20 protein-coding genes are annotated in these 17367 nt (G+C 73.8%); 12 read left to right on the forward strand and 8 right to left on the reverse strand.

Going from position 1 to position 17367, the window contains the following annotated elements:
• Window positions 1–206: 206 nt before the first annotated feature.
• From allB to OXR63_RS01505, 10 genes are all read left to right on the forward strand, one after another.
• Entirely contained in the window at window positions 207–1580 is a 1374-nt protein-coding gene (gene allB, locus OXR63_RS01460) for an allantoinase AllB (RefSeq protein WP_267419561.1), read from the forward strand.
• A 73-nt stretch (window positions 1581–1653) separates the two neighbouring features.
• The gene (locus OXR63_RS01465; RefSeq protein ID WP_374116047.1) at window positions 1654–2742 is read left to right on the forward strand and encodes an acetamidase/formamidase family protein; all 1089 of its coding nucleotides are present in this window, start codon (window positions 1654–1656) and stop codon (window positions 2740–2742) included.
• The gene (locus tag OXR63_RS01470; protein WP_267419563.1) at window positions 2735–4303 is read left to right on the forward strand and encodes an AtzH-like domain-containing protein; all 1569 of its coding nucleotides are present in this window, start codon (window positions 2735–2737) and stop codon (window positions 4301–4303) included. The genes OXR63_RS01465 and OXR63_RS01470 overlap by 8 nt, the downstream gene beginning before the upstream one ends.
• Before the next feature lie 97 nt (window positions 4304–4400).
• The gene (locus tag OXR63_RS01475; protein ID WP_267419565.1) at window positions 4401–5675 is read left to right on the forward strand and encodes a pyridoxal-phosphate-dependent aminotransferase family protein; all 1275 of its coding nucleotides are present in this window, start codon (window positions 4401–4403) and stop codon (window positions 5673–5675) included.
• Window positions 5672–6955: an allantoate amidohydrolase gene (locus OXR63_RS01480; RefSeq protein WP_267419567.1), complete on the forward strand. Its 1284-nt coding sequence runs from the start codon at window positions 5672–5674 to the stop codon at window positions 6953–6955. The genes OXR63_RS01475 and OXR63_RS01480 overlap by 4 nt, the downstream gene beginning before the upstream one ends.
• Window positions 6952–7776 carry a MurR/RpiR family transcriptional regulator gene (locus tag OXR63_RS01485; protein ID WP_267419569.1) on the forward strand — a complete coding sequence of 275 codons (825 nt, stop codon included), beginning with the start codon at window positions 6952–6954 and terminating at the stop codon, window positions 7774–7776. The genes OXR63_RS01480 and OXR63_RS01485 overlap by 4 nt, the downstream gene beginning before the upstream one ends.
• 11 nt (window positions 7777–7787) lie before the next feature.
• Window positions 7788–8282 (forward strand): 2-oxo-4-hydroxy-4-carboxy-5-ureidoimidazoline decarboxylase, encoded by a 495-nt coding sequence (uraD, locus tag OXR63_RS01490; RefSeq protein ID WP_267419570.1) that lies wholly within the window; start codon window positions 7788–7790, stop codon window positions 8280–8282.
• A complete protein-coding gene (gene uraH / locus OXR63_RS01495; protein ID WP_267419572.1) occupies window positions 8279–8608 on the forward strand; it encodes a hydroxyisourate hydrolase in 330 nt (109 codons plus the stop codon). Before uraD ends, uraH begins: the two co-directional genes overlap by 4 nt.
• Before the next feature lie 5 nt (window positions 8609–8613).
• Entirely contained in the window at window positions 8614–9558 is a 945-nt protein-coding gene (gene pucL, locus OXR63_RS01500; RefSeq protein ID WP_267419573.1) for a factor-independent urate hydroxylase, read from the forward strand.
• Window positions 9559–9609: 51 nt separating this feature from the next.
• Window positions 9610–10170 carry a nucleotidyltransferase family protein gene (locus OXR63_RS01505; protein ID WP_267419670.1) on the forward strand — a complete coding sequence of 187 codons (561 nt, stop codon included), beginning with the start codon at window positions 9610–9612 and terminating at the stop codon, window positions 10168–10170.
• Between the two features lie 42 nt (window positions 10171–10212).
• Here OXR63_RS01505 and OXR63_RS01510 read toward each other — a convergent pair whose 3' ends face one another.
• The 8 genes from OXR63_RS01510 to OXR63_RS01545 all read right to left on the reverse strand — a co-directional run bounded on the left by OXR63_RS01510 (window position 10213) and on the right by OXR63_RS01545 (window position 16284).
• Entirely contained in the window at window positions 10213–10680 is a 468-nt protein-coding gene (locus OXR63_RS01510) for a hypothetical protein (protein ID WP_267419574.1), read from the reverse strand.
• A 19-nt stretch (window positions 10681–10699) separates the two neighbouring features.
• Window positions 10700–11161, reverse strand: a complete 462-nt coding sequence (locus OXR63_RS01515; RefSeq protein WP_267419575.1) for a hypothetical protein — start codon at window positions 11159–11161, stop codon at window positions 10700–10702.
• Window positions 11162–11166: 5 nt separating this feature from the next.
• Window positions 11167–12585, reverse strand: coding sequence for a hypothetical protein (locus OXR63_RS01520; protein ID WP_267419577.1), 1419 nt, complete (start codon window positions 12583–12585; stop codon window positions 11167–11169).
• Window positions 12582–12887, reverse strand: coding sequence for a hypothetical protein (locus OXR63_RS01525; protein WP_267419579.1), 306 nt, complete (start codon window positions 12885–12887; stop codon window positions 12582–12584). Before OXR63_RS01525 ends, OXR63_RS01520 begins: the two co-directional genes overlap by 4 nt.
• A gap of 160 nt (window positions 12888–13047) precedes the next feature.
• Window positions 13048–13788: a DUF4232 domain-containing protein gene (locus tag OXR63_RS01530; protein ID WP_267419581.1), complete on the reverse strand. Its 741-nt coding sequence runs from the start codon at window positions 13786–13788 to the stop codon at window positions 13048–13050.
• A gap of 47 nt (window positions 13789–13835) precedes the next feature.
• Window positions 13836–15095: a sensor histidine kinase gene (locus tag OXR63_RS01535; RefSeq protein WP_267419582.1), complete on the reverse strand. Its 1260-nt coding sequence runs from the start codon at window positions 15093–15095 to the stop codon at window positions 13836–13838.
• Window positions 15092–15772 carry a response regulator transcription factor gene (locus OXR63_RS01540; RefSeq protein WP_267419583.1) on the reverse strand — a complete coding sequence of 227 codons (681 nt, stop codon included), beginning with the start codon at window positions 15770–15772 and terminating at the stop codon, window positions 15092–15094. The genes OXR63_RS01535 and OXR63_RS01540 overlap by 4 nt, the downstream gene beginning before the upstream one ends.
• Window positions 15769–16284, reverse strand: a complete 516-nt coding sequence (locus tag OXR63_RS01545) for a hypothetical protein (protein WP_267419584.1) — start codon at window positions 16282–16284, stop codon at window positions 15769–15771. The genes OXR63_RS01540 and OXR63_RS01545 overlap by 4 nt, the downstream gene beginning before the upstream one ends.
• A 226-nt stretch (window positions 16285–16510) precedes the next feature.
• On the opposite strand from OXR63_RS01545, the gene OXR63_RS01550 reads away from it, so the two are divergent.
• Together OXR63_RS01550 and OXR63_RS01555 are read left to right on the forward strand one after the other, a co-directional pair.
• Window positions 16511–17197: a hypothetical protein gene (locus OXR63_RS01550; RefSeq protein ID WP_267419585.1), complete on the forward strand. Its 687-nt coding sequence runs from the start codon at window positions 16511–16513 to the stop codon at window positions 17195–17197.
• Window positions 17194–17361: a hypothetical protein gene (locus tag OXR63_RS01555; RefSeq protein ID WP_267419586.1), complete on the forward strand. Its 168-nt coding sequence runs from the start codon at window positions 17194–17196 to the stop codon at window positions 17359–17361. The genes OXR63_RS01550 and OXR63_RS01555 overlap by 4 nt, the downstream gene beginning before the upstream one ends.
• Window positions 17362–17367 lie beyond the last annotated feature (6 nt).

The raw sequence follows: 17367 nt of genomic DNA on the forward strand, positions 1-17367 counted from the left end.
CGGACGCCGGCCGTCGACCGTGCGCGATCATGCCCCGGTTCCACGCTCTGGCGGGGCGGTCCTGACACGTGCTGTGCATGACGACCTCCTGCCTGGGGACCCGAGTCTCGGTGGAGCACGAGCGTACGATCCCGGTGTTTCGTGGGCATTACGGCCCGGGAACAGCCGACGCATCCTGGAAACACGGCTGTGCGATCCTCGGCGTCATGAACGGATCCCGAACCGACGTGCCGGAGGCGAGCCGGGCCTCCACGGCGTTCCGCGGTGACCGCGTCTGGACGGACGGCGCCTTCCGGCCCGCCACCGTGGTCGTCCGTGGTGGCCGCGTCGAGGCGGTGCTGCCGGTCGACGCCGACGTCACGGTCGACGCGGTCGTGCAGGTGCCGACCGGCGCAGTGCTGCTGCCGGGGCTGGTCGACACGCACGTGCACGTCAACGAACCGGGCCGCACGGAGTGGGAGGGCTTCGCCTCGGCCACGCGCGCTGCCGCCCTGGGCGGTGTCACGACGATCGTCGACATGCCGCTGAACTCGGTCCCGCCGACCACGACGGTCGGCGCCCTCGCGGTGAAGCGGGCTTCTGCCGAGGGACGCGTCGCCGTCGACGTCGGGTTCTGGGGCGGCGCGGTCCCCGAGAACGCCGGTGCCCTCCGCCCGCTGTGGCAGGCCGGGGTCTTCGGGTTCAAGAGCTTCCTGGCGCCGTCGGGGGTCGACGAGTTCGGTCACCTCGACGCCGCCGGGCTCCGTGCCGCGCTGGCGGAGGTCGCTGCCCTGGACGGCCTGCTCATCGTGCACGCGGAGGACCCGGACCGGCTGGCAGCGAACGGTGCGCTCGGCACCGGGTACCGCGCGTTCCTCGACTCGCGGCCCCCCGTCGCCGAGGAGGACGCGATCGCCCGGGTGATCGACGGGGTCCGCGCGACCGGCGCCCGTGCCCACGTGCTGCACCTGTCGGACGCCGGTGCGCTGCCGATGCTGCGAGCGGCCAAGGCCGAGGGGCTGCCGATCACGGTCGAGACCTGCCCGCACTACCTGACGCTCGACGCGGACCACGTGCCGGACGGCGCGACCGAGTTCAAGTGCTGCCCGCCGATCCGCGACGCCGGCAACCAGGACGCGCTCTGGGACGGACTGCTCGACGGGACGATCGACCTGGTCGTGACGGACCACTCGCCCTCAACGGTGGACCTGAAGCGCGGCACCGGCGGCGACTTCGGGCTGGCGTGGGGCGGGATCGCCGGACTGCAGGTCGGCTTCCGGGCGACGTGGACGGAGGCCGTGCGCCGCGGCCTCCCGCTCGACCGGCTCCTGCCCGCGTTCACCACGGGTCCTGCGGCGCTGGTCGGGCTCGGTGACCGCGGCGTGATCGCACCCGGCGCCCTCGCGCACCTGGTCGTGTTCGACCCCGACGCGACGGAGACCGTGCACGCCGAGGCGCTCGAGCACCGCAACCCGATCTCCGCCTACGACGGTGCGACCGTGCGTGGCCGGGTCCTCGAGACGTGGCTGCACGGCAACCGGGTCGCCACGGCCACCGGCGGGGTCACCGCCACCGACGGAAGGCTGCTCAGTCGTGTCTGAACTCGTCGACCGTGACGTCGCCGGCGACGTCACCCGCGCCCGGCGTCCCACGCCCTCGGACCTCGCTGCGGTCCTGCCACACGGGGTCCTGCAACCGGGCGTCGGCCCGGTCCTCGGCGACCACCTGGTGTCGTCCGCACCCGGCGAGGTGCTCTGGGGTCGCCTCCCCGCACGTGACGACGCGCCGGTCCTGACCGTGGCCCCTGGGTCCACCGTGACGTTCGACACCGTGAGCCACGAGGGGGTCCTCGACGACCAGGGCCGCGACCCGGTGGCGTTCTTCGGCCGGCACGGGGTCCCGCGCGAGCTCGTGCTCGACGACGCCGTGGGCATCGCGAGGTCGGCGGAACGCGGGCGGACGGACGGCCCGCACGTGGTGTCCCGCCCGGTCGCGGTCGACGGTGCGGAGCCCGGCGACGTCGTGTCGATGACCCTGCTCGAGGCGTTGCCCCGCGTGCCGTACGGCATCATCTCGAACCGGCACGGCCGCGGAGCGCTGCACGGCGAGCTGCCCCGGGGTGAGCTGGCCGTGAGCGTCTACGCCGACGTCGTGGAGCAGGACGGCGAGCTGCACGGACGCCTGCCCGTCGTCGAGGGCGGACCCGGTCTGATCACGTTCCCGCTGCGGCCCTTCGCCGGCATCGTCGGCGTCACGGTCGCGGACTCCGCCCGGCCGCACTCCGTCCCGCCCGGGGCCCACGGCGGCAACATCGACATCGCGCTGCTGACGGTCGGTTCGACGCTCCACCTGCCCGTCCAGGTGCCCGGTGCCGGTGTCTACGTCGGCGACCCGCACTTCGCCCAGGGGGACGGCGAGGTCGCCCTCACCGCGATGGAGGCCTCCCTCCGCGCCACCTACCGGATCGACGTCGTCCCGCGGGCCCGTGCGCTGCAGGAGTTCGGCGAGCTCGCCGGGCCGCTCGGCGAGACGACGGAGTTCCTCGTGCCGACGGGCCTCGACGCCGACCTGGACGAGGCCCTCCGCACGTGTGTCCGCCAGGCGATCGTGCTGCTGCGGGCGCGCTGGGGCGTGGACGAGCACATCGCCTACGCGTACCTCAGCGCGACGACCGACTTCCGGATCTCGCAGGTCGTCGACCTGGTCTGCGGCGTGCACGCGACCGTCCGCAAGGCCGACTTCGCGGCGGTGCCCCGTGGCTGAGCGGACACGGCCGGAGCCCACCTGGCCGGCCGGGCTCCGTGCCGCCTTCGACCGGTACGAGGCCGCCCTGGCGGCCGACGACGTCGCCGTGCTCGACGCGTCGTTCGAGCCAGGGCCGGACACGATCCGGGGGGACGCCGCCGGGCTCCTCGTCGGTCACGACCGGATCAGCGCCTTCCGATCCGCCCGCGGCGGCATCGCTGCGCGGCGGATCGGCCGCACCGAGCTCCGGGTCCTCACCGATGACACCGTGCTGGTCGTCGCCACGTCGCACTTCACGGGCGGCGGGCAGGGACTGCAGACGCAGCTCTGGCGCCGGAGCGACAGACCAGACGGACCCGACCGACCCGGAGCGCAGGTCGGACCGGGCGTCTGGCGCATCGCCGCTGCGCACGTCACCGGCCGTGCCGCCGCCGTCGACCGGACGATGTGGCGCGTCGTCGGCGACCCGCTCGTGCCCGGTACCACCCGGCCCGACGCGCCGCTCGCCGGCGTCCGCGTCGCGGTGAAGGACCTGTTCGCCGTCCGCGGCCAGGTCGTCGGCGCCGGCAACCCCGAGTACGAGCGCGGCGCGTCCGTCTCCGTCGCGAACGCCCCCGCCGTGCAGGTGCTGCTGGACGCCGGCGCGTCGGTCACCGGCATCGCCAGGACCGACGAGTTCGCGTACAGCATCGCCGGGCGGAACGCCCACACCGGGACCCCGCCGAACGGTGCCGCGCCGGAGCGGATGCCGGGAGGCTCGACCTCCGGAGCGGCCGCCGCGGTGGCACTGGGACAGGCGGACCTGGCCCTCGGCACCGACACCGCCGGCAGCGTCCGGGTGCCGGCCTCGTACCAGGGGCTGTGGGGCCTCCGGACGACCCACGGCGCGGTTCCCCGGGAGGGGCTCCTGCCCCTGGCCCAGACCTTCGACACCGTCGGCTGGCTGGCTCGTGACGCAGCGACCCTGCGCGCCGCCGCAGTCGTGGCCCTGGGGGACCCCGGACCAGGTTCGTCGGACCTGCTCGTCGCCGACGAGCTCATGCGCACGGTCGACCCCGCGACCCGAGCGGCCTTCGAGGCCTTCCTCGCCCGCACCGGTCGCACCGTCACCACCGTCGAGCTGCCGCCCCTGGACGAGCTCGCCGAGGTCGTCCGGACGGTGCAGGCCGCCGAGGCGTGGCGGAACGACGGCGCGTGGGTCACCGCACACCCCGGTGCGATCGGTCCCGACGTCGCCGCCCGGTTCGCCGCGGCCGAGGTCGTGACGGCCTCCACCGAGCAGGACGCCCGCGCGCGGCTCGTGACGTTCCGGTCCGCGGTCCGTGACGTGCTCGCCGGAGGGGTGCTGTGCCTCCCGACCGTCCCTGGTCCCGCCCCGCTCCGGACCGCCGATGCGGCTGCCGTGGACCGGACCCGCACCGCGACCCTGCAGATGACGGCCGTGGCCGGCATCGCGGGCGCGCCCGCGGTGTCCGCGCCGGCGCTCACCGTCGACGGTGCGCCGGTCGGCGTCTGCCTGGTCGGCGCGCCGGGATCCGACGTGGCGCTGGTCGACCTGGCGGTCGCGCTGGTCGGCTGACGATTGCCTGGAGGCTCGGGCCGGGCCCGCAACACCGCTGTCACGTGGCTGAAACACGCGTTCCCTACGATCGATCCTGGAACGGAAGGAACACCCGATGCAGCCAGTCGACCCGCCCGCACGACTCCTGATGGGGCCCGGCCCGGTCAACGCCGACCCGCGGGTCCTCCGCGCGGCGTCCGCACCGCTCGTCGGGCAGTACGACCCCTGGATGACGGCGACGATGACCGAGACCCAGGAGCTCTACCGCCAGGTGTTCCGCACCCGCAACGACGCCACGATCCTGGTGGACGGCACCTCGCGCGCCGGCATCGAGGCGGCGCTCGTGTCGCTCCTCGCTCCGGGCGACCGGGTGCTGGTCCCCGTGTTCGGCCGGTTCGGGCACCTGCTCGCCGAGATCGCCGGGCGTGCCCAGGCCGAGGTCCACACGATCGAGACCGACTGGGGACAGGTCTTCCCGGTGTCGGTCATCGAGCAGGCGATCATCGCCACGAAGCCGAAGGTCCTGGCCGTGGTCCAGGGCGACACCTCGACCACGATGAACCAGCCGCTGGAGGACCTCGGCGCCGTGTGTGCCCGGCACGGGGTGCTGCTCTACACGGACACCACCGCGAGCCTGGTGGGCAACCCGTTCGAGATGGACGCGTGGGGCATCGACGCCGTGACCGCCGGGCTGCAGAAGTGCCTGGCCGGTCCTTCCGGCAGTTCGCCGACCAGCCTGTCCGAGCGCGCGACCGAGGTCGTCCGCTCGCGCAGCTCGATCGAGGCCGGCATCCGCGAGCCGGGTGACGACGTGCAGGACGACCCGATCCGCTCGAACTACTTCGACCTCGGCATGGTCCTCGACTACTGGGGCCCGCGACGGCTCAACCACCACACGGAGGCGACGACCATGCTCTACGTCGCGCGCGAGTGCGCGCGGGTGGTGCTCGAGGAGGGCCTGGAGGCCGTCGGCGCACGGCACGAGACGGCGGGCCGCGCGATGCTCGAGGGCGTCCAGGCGCTCGGACTGCGGGTCTTCGGCGACGTCGGCCACAAGATGCACAACGTCGTCGCCGTCGAGATCCCGGAGACCGTCGTCGGTGACGCCGTGCGCTCCGCGATGCTCGAGGACCACGGCATCGAGATCGGGACCTCGTTCGGACCCCTCCACGGTCGCGTCTGGCGGATCGGCACGATGGGCGTCAACGCCCGGAAGGACACCGTCGTCACCACGCTGTCGGCGCTCGAGCAGTGCCTGCGGCGCGGCGGTGCGGCGGTGCCGCAGGGCGCCGGCGTCGACGCGGCACTCGACGTGTACGCGAGTGCGACGCGTGACGCAGTTCGGTCCAGCGCGACCACCCCGGTGACGGTGGCGGCGGGGTCACGGTGAGTCGTGCCTCCCGTCCGGCCACCGCCCTCGCGCGGGTCGTAGCGGACCGCTGCGACGACCTCGCTGGGATCAGTTCGTCGGCCGAGGGCATCTGCCGCGTGTACCTGTCGCCGGAGCACGCCCGTGCCGACGCGCTCGCTGCCGGGTGGATGGCGGCGGCCGGACTGCGCACCTGGGAGGACGCCGCCGGCAACCTGCACGGCCGCGTGGCCGGCGACGATGCCCGGCCCGTCCTGCTCATCGGGTCGCACCTGGACACCGTCGTGGACGCCGGCCGCTACGACGGGATCGTCGGTGTCCTGACCGGCATCGCCGTCGTCGAGATGCTCGGAGACCGGGTGGCGGACCTCCCCGTCGCGATCGAGGTCGTCGCGTTCTCCGACGAGGAGGGCACCCGCTTCGGCAAGGCGCTCATGGGGTCGTCGGCGATGGCCGGCGTGTGGGACGACGCGTGGTGGGACCTGACCGACGAGGACGGCATCTCCCTCCGCGACGCGTTCACCGCCCACGGCCTGGACCCAGCGCGGGTGCACGAGGCCGCGGTCGACCCGACGACCCTGGCCGGGTACCTCGAGGCGCACATCGAGCAGGGCCCGCACCTGGAACGAGCCGGACAGGCGCTCGGCGTCGTCACGAGCATCGCGGCAGCCAGACGGTTCAGCGTCGACGTGGTCGGCGAGGCCCGGCACGCGGGCGGCACCCCGTACGAGATGCGGCACGATGCGCTGCTCGGTGCAGCCGAGGCGGCGCTCGCCGTGGAGCGGATCTGCATCGCCGAGCAGCACATCGGCACGGTCGGCTCGATGCACGTCGAACCCGGCGCGGTGAACGTCGTCCCCGGGCACGCCCGGTTCTCGGTCGACCTGCGCGGTGAGTTCGACGAAGGCCGGGACCGGGTGTGGGACGCGATCGAGCAGGCGTTCGCTGAGATCGCCGACCGCCGGGGCCTCGAGGTCACGGCGAGCGAGGTCCACCGGGCACCCGCCGTCCTGTGTGCGCCCCACCTGATGGACGCCGTGCGCGCCGGGATCACCGCGACCGGGCAGGAGCAGCCGCTCGAGCTCTTCTCGCGGGCCGGACACGACGCGATGTCGCTCGGCCGGGTCACGGACGTCGCGATGCTGTTCCTCCGCAACCCGGGCGGCATCAGCCACCACCCGGACGAGTTCGTGTCGACGGAGGACATCGCCGTGGGCATCGACGCGATGACCACAGCGGTGCTGGCCGTGGCCGCGGGCGTCGCCGGGTCCGACGCATCGGACGCGGGGGTCGCGCCGTGACCATCGACCTGCGCTCGCGGATCGACGCGCTGTGGGACGACCTGACCCCGGCCGAACGGCGCGTGGCCGCCCTCGTCCGCACCGACCCCGACCTGCTGCTCCTGCGCACATCGGCCGAGACGGCAGCCGAGTCCGGCACGTCCAAGGCGACCGTCAGCCGGCTCGTGCGCGCGCTCGGGTTCCGCGACGCCGGCGAGGTCCGTGCGTCCCTGCTCGTCGCGCGCGGCTCCGGCCTGCCCTGGGCAGCCACGCGGTCCCCGGACGTCGACGAGCGGACGGTCGAGGGCCGGAACCTCGACGCCGCGCTGACCTCCCTGGCGCGCGCCGACCGGCCGGGCCTCGCGCGCCGCATCGTCGCCGCACGCCGGGTGACCGTGATCGGCCTGCGCAACGCCCACCCGCTCGCCCTGCAGCTCCGCGCCCAGCTCGCGCAGGTGCGCGCCGACGTCCGGCTCGCACCAGCCGCCGGACAGAGCCTGGGCGAGGAGCTGGCGGACCTCGACGCCGAGGACGTCGTCGTCGTGGTCTCGATCCGTCGCCACGCCGCCGTCGTCGGGCGGGTCGTCGCACGCTGCTCGGAGGCCGGAGCCGACGTCATCGTGCTGACCGACCCCACCGGCGCGGTGCTCGCGGCTCCGGCGCGGACGGTCGTCATCTGCCCGGTGGACTCACCGTCCGCCTTCGACAGCCTCGCGGCACCGGCGGCCGTCGTCGCCGCCCTCGCGAACGACGTCTACACCGCGAGCGGCGCCGCCGGCCGAGCGCGCGTCGCCGCGATCGCGGACGCCTACGACGCACTCGACGAGGTGGCGGCACCGTGAACGGAGGACCGATGGACATCCGGGACTTCGACCGTCTGGACAGCCTGGAGGCTCGGGAGCTGGTCAGCACGTGGGCTGCGGTCCCACGATGGGTCGCCGCCGTCCTGGACGGCCGGCCCTACGGCTCGGTCGCCGGACTCCGGGCGCGGGCGGCAGCGCTCGCCGCGACGTGGACGCACGACGAGGTCACGGAGGCACTGTCGCACCACCCGCGCATCGGCGACCGGCCGGAGGGGCAGACCGCGGCAGCAGCGGCATCCCGGCACGAGCAGTCGTCCTCGGCTGGTGCGGACGACAGCACCGCGCAGGCGATCCGCGCGGGCAACGCCGCCTACGAGCAGCGGTTCGACCGGGTCTTCCTGATCCGGGCGGCCGGGCGGACGGCGCCCGAGATCCTCGCCGAGCTGGACCGTCGGCTCGGCAACGACGACACGACCGAGCGTGCGGAGGTCGCCGACCAGCTGCGCGAGATCGCCCTGCTGCGACTGGACCGGAGCGTCGCATGAGCCACCTGACGACCCACGTGCTCGACACCACCGGTGGCATGCCCGCTGTGGGCGTCGACGTGACCCTGACCGGTCCGTCCGGCGCCGTGGTCGCGACCGGCACGACCGACTCCGCGGGCCGGATCGCCGCACTCGGGCCCGATGCGCTCGAGCCGGGGGACTGGACGCTCTCGTTCGCCACCGGGCAGTACTGGCGGGCGCAGGGCGTGACGGCCTTCCACCCCCGGGTCGACGTCGTGATCACCGTCCCCACCGAACCCACGGCGCACTACCACGTGCCGTTGCTGCTCAACCCCTTCGCCTACTCGACCTACCGAGGGAACTGATCGCCATGACCGACACCACCGAACAGCCCGTCATCCCCACCTCCACCGTGCGTCTCGGCGCGAACCAGTACGGCAAGGCCGAGGTCCGCCTGGTGCGCGTCACCCGCGACACCGAGCGGCACGAGATCGAGGACCTGACGATATCGACCCAGCTGCGCGGCGCGGCCCTCGCCGACTCGTACACGTCGGGCGACAACGCGAACGTCGTCGCCACGGACACGCAGAAGAACACGGTCTACGCCTTCGCGCGGGAACACGGCGTGCACAGCCCGGAGGAGTTCCTGCTGCGCCTCGGCCGCCACTTCACGACGGCGTACGACTGGTACGACGGCGCCACGTTGTCCGCCGACCAGCACGCCTGGTCGCGGATCTCCGTCGACGGCCAGGAACACGACCACGCGTTCGTGCGGTCGGGCAGCGGCACGCGCACCGCTGTCGTGCAGTTCGACGGCGACGACGTGCACGTGGTGGCCGGCGTGACCGACCTGACGGTGCTCAAGTCGACCGGCAGCGAGTTCCACGGGTTCCCCCGCGACCGCTACACGACCCTGGGCGAGACCGACGACCGCATCCTGGCGACCTCGGTGACGGCGCGCTGGCGGTACCTGCCCGAGGCGGTGGACGCGGGCATCGACTGGAACACGCTGCACGCCGCGGTCCTCGAACGCATGCTCGCCACCTTCGGCGAACTGCACTCGCTCGCGCTGCAGCAGACGCTCTTCGCGATGGGCGCCACGGCGATCGAGACGTTCCCCGAGCTCGCCGAGGTCCGGTTCTCGATGCCGAACAAGCACCACTTCCTGGTCGACCTGACGCCGTTCGGCCTCGACAACCCGAACGAGGTCTTCTACGCGGCCGACCGTCCGTACGGGCTGATCTCCGGCACGGTGATCCGCGACGGTGTGCCGGAAGCCCCGGCAGCCTGGGCATCCCTGCCGGGCTTCGTGTGAGTCGGGCACGGTCGTGAGTCCGGCACAGCCGTGACCCACGTCGCCGGCCTGGTGTTGGCCGCGGGACAGGGGACGCGGATGGGTCAGCCGAAGGGGCTCGTCCGTGACTCCGCCGGTGTGCTCTGGACGTCGATCGCGGTGCGGGCGCTGCGGGACGGTGGCTGTCCGGACGTCACCGTCGTCCTCGGGGCCGCCGGGACGCAGGCGAGCGAGCTCCTCCGGTCCGAGGAGGACCACGACCAGCCAGCCACGCTCGTCACGGCAGACGACTGGCGCGCGGGTGTGAGTGCGTCGCTCCGTGCCGGGCTCCGTGCGCTCCGATCCCGTGGTGACGTCGATGCCGCGATCGTCACCCTCGTCGACACCCCGCGGCTGCCGCCGTCGGCCGTCGCTCGGGTGCTCGGCGGGACCGGTGTCGGACCGGAGACGCTCCGCCGTGCCGTGTACGGCGGGCGACCCGGGCATCCGGTCCTGATCGGTCGGGCGCACTGGGACGCGCTCGACGCCGCGCTCGCCGGTGACCGGGGCGCGGGCGAGTACCTCCGGGTGCACGGCGCCGAGCCCCTCGAGTGCGCGGACCTGTGGGACGGCGAGGACCAGGACCGCCCCTGATGCGCTGCGCGGACGATGCACATCGGCGCAGGTCCCGGACCCCTACGACAGGTCGAGGAGCCGCAGGACGTACCCGTCTGGCACGGTGCCGCTGTCGCCGAAGTAGTGGAAGAAGAGGTTCGTCGCCTCGTCCGCGTCGAACACCTCTGCTGGGTGGATCGCGTGGTCGGTGCCCGCGACGTCCACGGTCTCGGAGAGCGGCTCGCCGAGGTCGTGCGGCCGTCCGACGACGTAGTGGCGCAGCTCGCCGCCCTCGACACGCTGCAGCTCCACGCTCATGCGGTCGGCGCTCCCGCCGGCCTGGATGTAGCGGCTGTTCCAGTCCTCGTTCGAGTAGCCGGGACCGTCGGGCCAGCCAGCCTCGTCCGGGACGAACCAGAGCTGGTAGGCGAAGCGGCCCTCACTCGTGCCGTCGAGCAGACCGAGCATGCGCCGGATCTGGTCGCGGTGGGAGCGGAATTCATTCGACAGCTTCGAGGTGCTGGCGCTGTTGACCGTGTGGACGAACACGAGGCGGGCGACCCGAGCGCTACGACAGGTCGAGGAGCCGCAGGACGTACCCGTCGGGGACGGTGCCGCTGTCCGTGAAGTAGTGGAAGAAGAGGTCCGTCGCCTCGTCCGCGTCGAACACCTCTGCCGGGTGCACGGCGTGGTCGGTGCCCGCGACGTTGACGGCCTCGGAGAGGGGCTCAGTGAGGTCGTGCGGCCGGCCGACGACCCAGTGGCGCAGCTCGCCGTGTTCGACGCGCTGCAGCTCCACGCTCATGCGCTCGGCGCTCCCACCGGCCTGCATGTACCGGCTGTTCCAGTCCTCGTCGTCGTAGCCCGGCGCGTCGGGCCACCCGGCGCTGTCCGGGACGAACCAGAGCTGGTAGGACCAGTCCTCGTCGTTGTCGAGCTGGCCGAGGTTGAAGCGGATCTGGTCACGGAACGGCCGGATGCTGTCGATGAGCGGCATGCTCGACTCGGCGTTGGTGGTCATGATGAACATCGGTGTCAGGGTACTTTCCGCTCGATGAACTCGGTGATCTTGATGACCTTGCCGTTGAGCGTGGCGTAGGCCGGGTTCTCGGGGCTGATGGCCGCGTCGAACTCCCGCTGCGCCGGTGAGCGGACGGCGGTGCCGCTCTTGATCTCGACGCCGATGTAGGTGCCGTCGGCCTTCTGCACGAGGCCGTCGTAGATGCGGCCGTTCGGGACGCCGTCGACAGTGGCCTTGACCTTGGTGGTGTCGACCGTGGTCCCGAGCTGCTTCTCGACCTGCTTCAGGCCGTCGGCTTCCTTCTGCGCGGCGTCGACGCGGGCCGAGTCGTTGTTCTCCGACCGGTACGTCCCGTCGTTGTTCCGCCCCGGGTGCTGCTCGTTCGGCTCCTTGGCGTTCCTGGCGCGTTCGGCGTTGTCCGTCCGGTACGGGGTGCTCCGGTCGTCGGTCATCGCGTGCACGCCGAGCCCGAGCGCCCCGGTGCCGGCGAGGGCTGCTCCGGCCGCGATGACGCCCGCGCCGGAGATGTTCAGCGCGACACCCGCGGGTGCACCGACGACGGTCAGGTCGAGGGCGACACCGCCGCCCTCCATGGCGGCGCCGCCGGCCATCGTCGCCAGGCCGCCGAGGAGCTCGAGGACCTCGTCCGGGTGGTTCACCATCGCGTTGCCGAGGGACGCGAAGACGTTGCCGGCAGTCGCTGCGGCGTCCTGCAGGTAGGGGAGTCCGGCGGTGGCCTGCGCGCCGGCGATCGTGACGCCGAGCTCCGTGACGGTCTTCACCGTGTGCCAGGCGTCCTCGAACCAGTTGCCGCCGCCTCCGGCCGTGGTGCTGGACACCGAGGCGGCGGTGTGGACGGCGTGGGCGTCGACCGTCGACGGCGTGATCCCGTCGAGCTCGGCTGCGACGGCGTCGAGCGTCGCGGTGACGTGGTCGTTGTGCGCCTGCACCCGCATGCGCAGCCCGAGTTCCTCGGTGACGAGCGCGGGGACCTGCTGCCAGTTGCTGACGACGGCCCCGACCGCGCCGAGGAGGTCCCCGGTGGACGCAGCCTTGGCGGCCTCGGCGGCGACCTGCCCGGGGGCCGAGGCGTGGAAGGCGTCGATCTGCCGGACGAGCGCGTCGTGCTCCTGCGCGAGCTCCTCGGTCCGGCTCGCGGCGCGGGTCGCGACCCGGAGGAACGCGTCCCCGGCGCTCTGCAGGTGCCTGGCCTTGGTCACCGCCGGGTCCATCAGCGGCGTCAGCGCCGGCTGCAGGGCGTCCGAGGTGAAGACGGCGGGGAGCCCGGACCAGGACCGCGACGCGGCGGTCGCGGCGGACAGGACGCCGTCGGTGGCGGCGGCGAACCGCTGGGCGGCCGAGCGGAGCGCGGCGGCGTCGTCGGTGACGTCCGTGACGTCGGCGGCGGTCAGCGCGCCGGCGAGGACGCTCACCGGCCCATGCCGCTGACGTCGGCAGCGAGGTGGCTGTCGGTCGCGGTGATCGCGTCGTGCGCCGTGGTGAGCGACGCCGCGAGGCTCGTCATGCGGACACCGATGTCGTCGCTGCGCCCACGGAAGCGGCCGGCGAGCCGTCCGAGGGCACCGCTCAGCTGTGGCGAGGTGGCGGCGGCGACAGCCGTGCTCAGCGCGGCGTCGGCGGCGGCCGCCTGCTGCCCGGCGCTCCCGCCGTGGACGTTCAGGTCGCCGACCAGCGACGACAGCCCGCCCGCATCGACCCGTAGTTCCCCAGCCATGGTCCCCCCGATGATCCCCGACAGCGTGGTGCAGCAGCCACCCTAGGGCTGCTGCGGCCGTCGCGCACCTCCGGCGTCGCCGGTGGCGGTGGTCAGCACTGCCGGACGGGAGGCTCGGTGGCGGTCGCGGGGTGAGCCTCCCGTCCGGTGGGTGGTGGCGTCAGAACGACGCGAGCGCGCTCGTGCTGAGCTGGTGGACCGCCGGCGCAGCGCAGGACTCGAACAGCGCCCCGGTGGCGGGGACGAAGAGCGACTGGCGCGATCCCGGCGGGATCACGCGGAAGCCGTCGGTCACGCGCGGGTGGCACGTGGCGGAGTCCCAGTCGCCGGCGTCCCTGACGGTCACCACCGCCTGGACCTCACCGGACGGTCGGAGGGTGAGGGTCTGGTGCGGCGTCGAGCGGTCGAGCGTCGCCGCGTTGCCGATCTGGGTTCCGTTGCCGCCCCCGACGAAGGAGACGCCGGGCCAGCCCTGCAGGGTGCAGGACCGCGCGCCGGTGTTGCGCAGGATGATCGCGACCCGCGTGGCGCCCGCGCTGCTGCCGCCGCCGTCCGCGACCGACCCGGTGAGCTGGGAGGTGGCGCACCGTGTGCTCGCCGTGCCGCCGGAGGTGGTGCTGGCGGGTGCGGGAGCGGCGGCCGTCCCGGAGCCGCGGGAGGGAGCCGGGGCCGCGGTGCTGCCAGCGCTGGACGGCGTCGTCGCGGCGGGCGTGGACCGGCTCGGAGCGGTGGTGGGGCCGGTGGTGGGACTGGCGGACGTCGAGGTGCCGGTCGAGGCCCCGGTCGACGGGTGGGCGGCGGTCGCGGCTCCGGTGCCGCCGCCGGAGCAGGCGGTCAGCAGGAGCGCCATCGCGGTGACGCCGATGATCGGCAGGATGGTCCGTACGCGTGCTGTGGTCATGGGACCAGCGTGCGTCCGGGACGTGGCTCGGCTGCGGCAGGCGTGTGTCAGTCCGGTGACAGGGCCTGGTCGAAGACCAGGCTCGCGCTCGCGCCCCGGTCGGTGTTGCGGAGCACGACCCGCGCTCCCGTGGCGTCGGCGTGGTGCAGGGCGATCGCGAGGCCGATCCCGGTGCCGCCGGCGGTGCCGAGCGCGCCGAACCGCCGAGGTCCCTCCGCGAGGAGCGCCTCGGGGAACCCCGGCCCGCGGTCGGTGACGCGGACCTCGGTGCCGTCGACGACCACCTCGACGTCGCCGTCGCCGTGGCGCTCCGCGTTGCCGACCAGGTTCGTCAGGGCCCGTGCCAGTCGGTCGGGGTCGAGCCCGACGGTGGCGTCCGCGAGCACCCGGACCGGGACGTGGCTCGACGGGGACTCGGCGAGCACCCGTTCGACGGACCGCGCGAGGGACCGTGGCCGGACGTCGGAGGCCGGGGCGTCGTGCTGCGCGCGGGCGAGCCGGAGGAGGTCGTCGACCAGATCGCGCAGCCGCCGCACGAGTCGTCGGATGCGGTCGGCGTCCTCGTCGTTCCCGAGCAGCGCGGCTGCGCTGCTGAGCGCCGTGAGGGGGGTCTTCAGGTCGTGGGCGACGTCGGCGCTGACGGCGCGCTCCTGTTCGAGCCGGACGGCGAGCGCGGCAGCGGTGTCCGCGATGCCGCGGGACAGCACGCCCACCTCGTCGTCCTCGGCGGTCGGGCGGTCCGCCTGCCGACCCGCGATGGCGTCGTTGACGGTGCTGGCGGTGACGCGGAGCCGTCGGGTGAGCCGTCCGGCGACGAACCAGGACACCAGCGCGGCGATCAGCGCGGCACCGGCGCCGCTCACCGCGAAGGTGCGGACCAGGTCGGCCCACTGCTGTCGGACCGGTGCGCCGGAGACGCGCGTCGCGAGCAGGTCGGCGCCCTCGCCCCGGGCGGCCCACATCGAGGTGCCGTCGTCGTACGTCACGACGGCACGTGCGTCCAACGCCCCGCGGAGCTCCGCGGGCAGTGCGGCGGGGTCGCGGGTGGCACGCGACGGCAGGGCGCCGCCGAACGCGTCGGTCGCGGCGATCTCGCGGAGCTGGGCGGTGGCCTGCGTGCGGAGCTGGTCGCGGGCGCCCGTGATGGACGTGTGCGCGAAGACCGCCCCGGCGGCGAGGACGAGGGTGAGGGCGAGCAGGGCCATGGCGGCGGCGGTCCTGACCCGGAGCGAGCGGTGCCAGGGCACGTGCGTGGTGATGACCGGGCGCGGGGCCGTCGTCCCCGGCGTCGAGCTCCAGGTCGTCACGGGCCGGCCGCCGCGACCCGGTAGCCGAAGCCGCGGACCGTCTCGACGACGTCGACCCCGAGCTTCCGGCGGAGGCGCTGCACGTTCGTGTCCACGATCCGCGGGTCCTGCCACGTGGAGCCCCACACGATCGCGACCACCTGCTCGCGGGACAGCACGGCACCGCGGTTCGCGAGGAGGGCCTGCAGGACGCGGAACTCCGTCGCGCTGAGCGTGATCGGGGTCGCACCGCGCAGCACCCGCTTGGCGTCGTGCTCGACGACCAGGGCGCCGAGCCGTTCCGTCCGTGCCGGTCGTGCGCCGGTGCGACGGAGGACGGCGGTGAGCCGGGCGGCGAGGACGTCGGGGTCGAACGGCTTCGTGACGTAGTCGTCCGCGCCGGCGTGCAGCCCGCCGGCGATGTCGGTGGGCAGGTCCCTGGCGGTGAGGAACACCACGGGGACGGCCAGCTCGGCGAGTTCCCGTGCGAGGGCGATCCCGTCCATCCGCGGCATGGCGACGTCGACCAGGGCGATGTCGGGCAGGGCGGCCCGGGCGAGGTCGAGTGCGACGACGCCGTCGCGGGCCTCCTGGACGCGGAAGCCCCGTCGGAGGAGCAGCAGGCGCGTGGTCTCGCGGACGTCGTCGTCGTCCTCGGCGAGGAGCACCATCGCGCCGCCGTCACCCGGGTCCGTCACGAGAGCACCTGGTCGGTGACGAACCCCTGGTCGCTCCAGCGGAAGGACATCGTCGGGCGGCTGGCCCACGCGGGGCGGCCGTTCGCGAAGGTGATGCGGAGGCGTTCGTACCGGGTGGTGCCGGCGACGTCGACCCGGTCGTGGAAGGCGACCGCGACCGCGTACCGGTGCAGCTCCCCGCTCGCGCAGTCGCAGGGGTTGTCGACGAAGCTGCCGACGCCGCGGGACGTCTGCCCGCCCCACGAGGACCAGGTGAGGTCCTGCAGCACCTGGTCGGTCGACGCGCACCAGATCGGGATCGTGAGCGGCGAGGAGACGGCCTCGCGCCCACAGCCGGCGAAGTACGCGCTGGTGGCGGTCATGGTCGTCGACACGGGCGTGCCGTCCTGGAGCGGGGCGCCGAGCGCGCTCATGCTCAGCGATGCTGCCACGCAGGTCACGATCGCGGTGGCGACGGCCGCGGCGGTCGCGGTGAGCCCGGTGCGGCGGGGGAGTCTGGCGGGTCTCGGCATGGGGTCCTCCTGGTCCGGATGTCCATGAGTCTGGAGCGCCGGCGTGGCTCGACCGCGGCAGGCGTGTGACAGTCCGGTGACAGCGTGAGCCGCGCGGGGCCGCGGGCGTCCGTGCCGTCGATGCCATCCTGCCGGTACGACCGTCACGTCGTCGACACCGTGGCTCCGTAGGTTCGCCGACATCGGGAGCGGACACCCAGTCGTGCCCCACCAGGAGGAGGACCCCATGGAACGGACGAGGACCACGGCGGGGGCCGTCGTCGCGGCGGTGCTGGTCGTGTCCGGCCTGCTCGCGGGCTGTTCGCAGTCGCCGGTCGAGACCGAGCCGGAGACGGGAGCGGGTGGCGCGGGGCCGTCTCGCACGGCCTCGCCGAGCGCGGAGCCGTCATCGAGCGCGGAGCCGTCGTCGAGCACGGCACCGTCCTCGAACTCGTCGTCGTCGACAACGGCCACGAGCTCGGCGTCGCCCGCGGTCTTCCCGCCCGGGCAACCGCCACGGCCCGGCGTGCAGAGCCCGCTCCCGTGGACGGACACCGTCCCCGGGCTGACCGCGGCCGTCCGCGCCGCCGACCACCCGGGGCTGCAGATCTGCGGCGACGACGTCAGGTCCGTGGTCATCAGCGCGAGTGACCTGCGCGGCATCGGGACGACACAGTGGCTCGTCGACAGCACCTGCGACGGTGCGACGGCGACCTCACCCGACGAGGTGTCGATCTACGAGAAGGCGGGCTCCGGGATCGTCAGGACGGACGTCGTCTACGAGTTCACCGCCAACCGGCCCCGACTCACCGCGTCGCCGTACCTGTTCGGCCCGCACACGGTCGTGCTGACGTTCGACGGGGGCGCGTCCTACCGCCTCGTCGCGATCCAGCCGCACGCCGTCGTGCCCGGTCTCGTCGCGCGGTTCTCGTGAACGGGGACGGGTGGACCGGCCAGGTCGGACCGTACGGCGGTCGTCAGGCCGGCGAGGTCGACGCGGACGAGGTGCCGCAGGACGACGTCGTCGTCGCGGTGATCTGCAGCGCGATGGCGTTGACGATGTCCGGGCTCGTCGTGCTGCTGTTCCTCTGGCGCTGACGGCAG

The organism is Curtobacterium sp. GC_Cur_3 (genome assembly GCF_026544205.1).
GTDB lineage: Bacteria > Actinomycetota > Actinomycetes > Actinomycetales > Microbacteriaceae > Curtobacterium.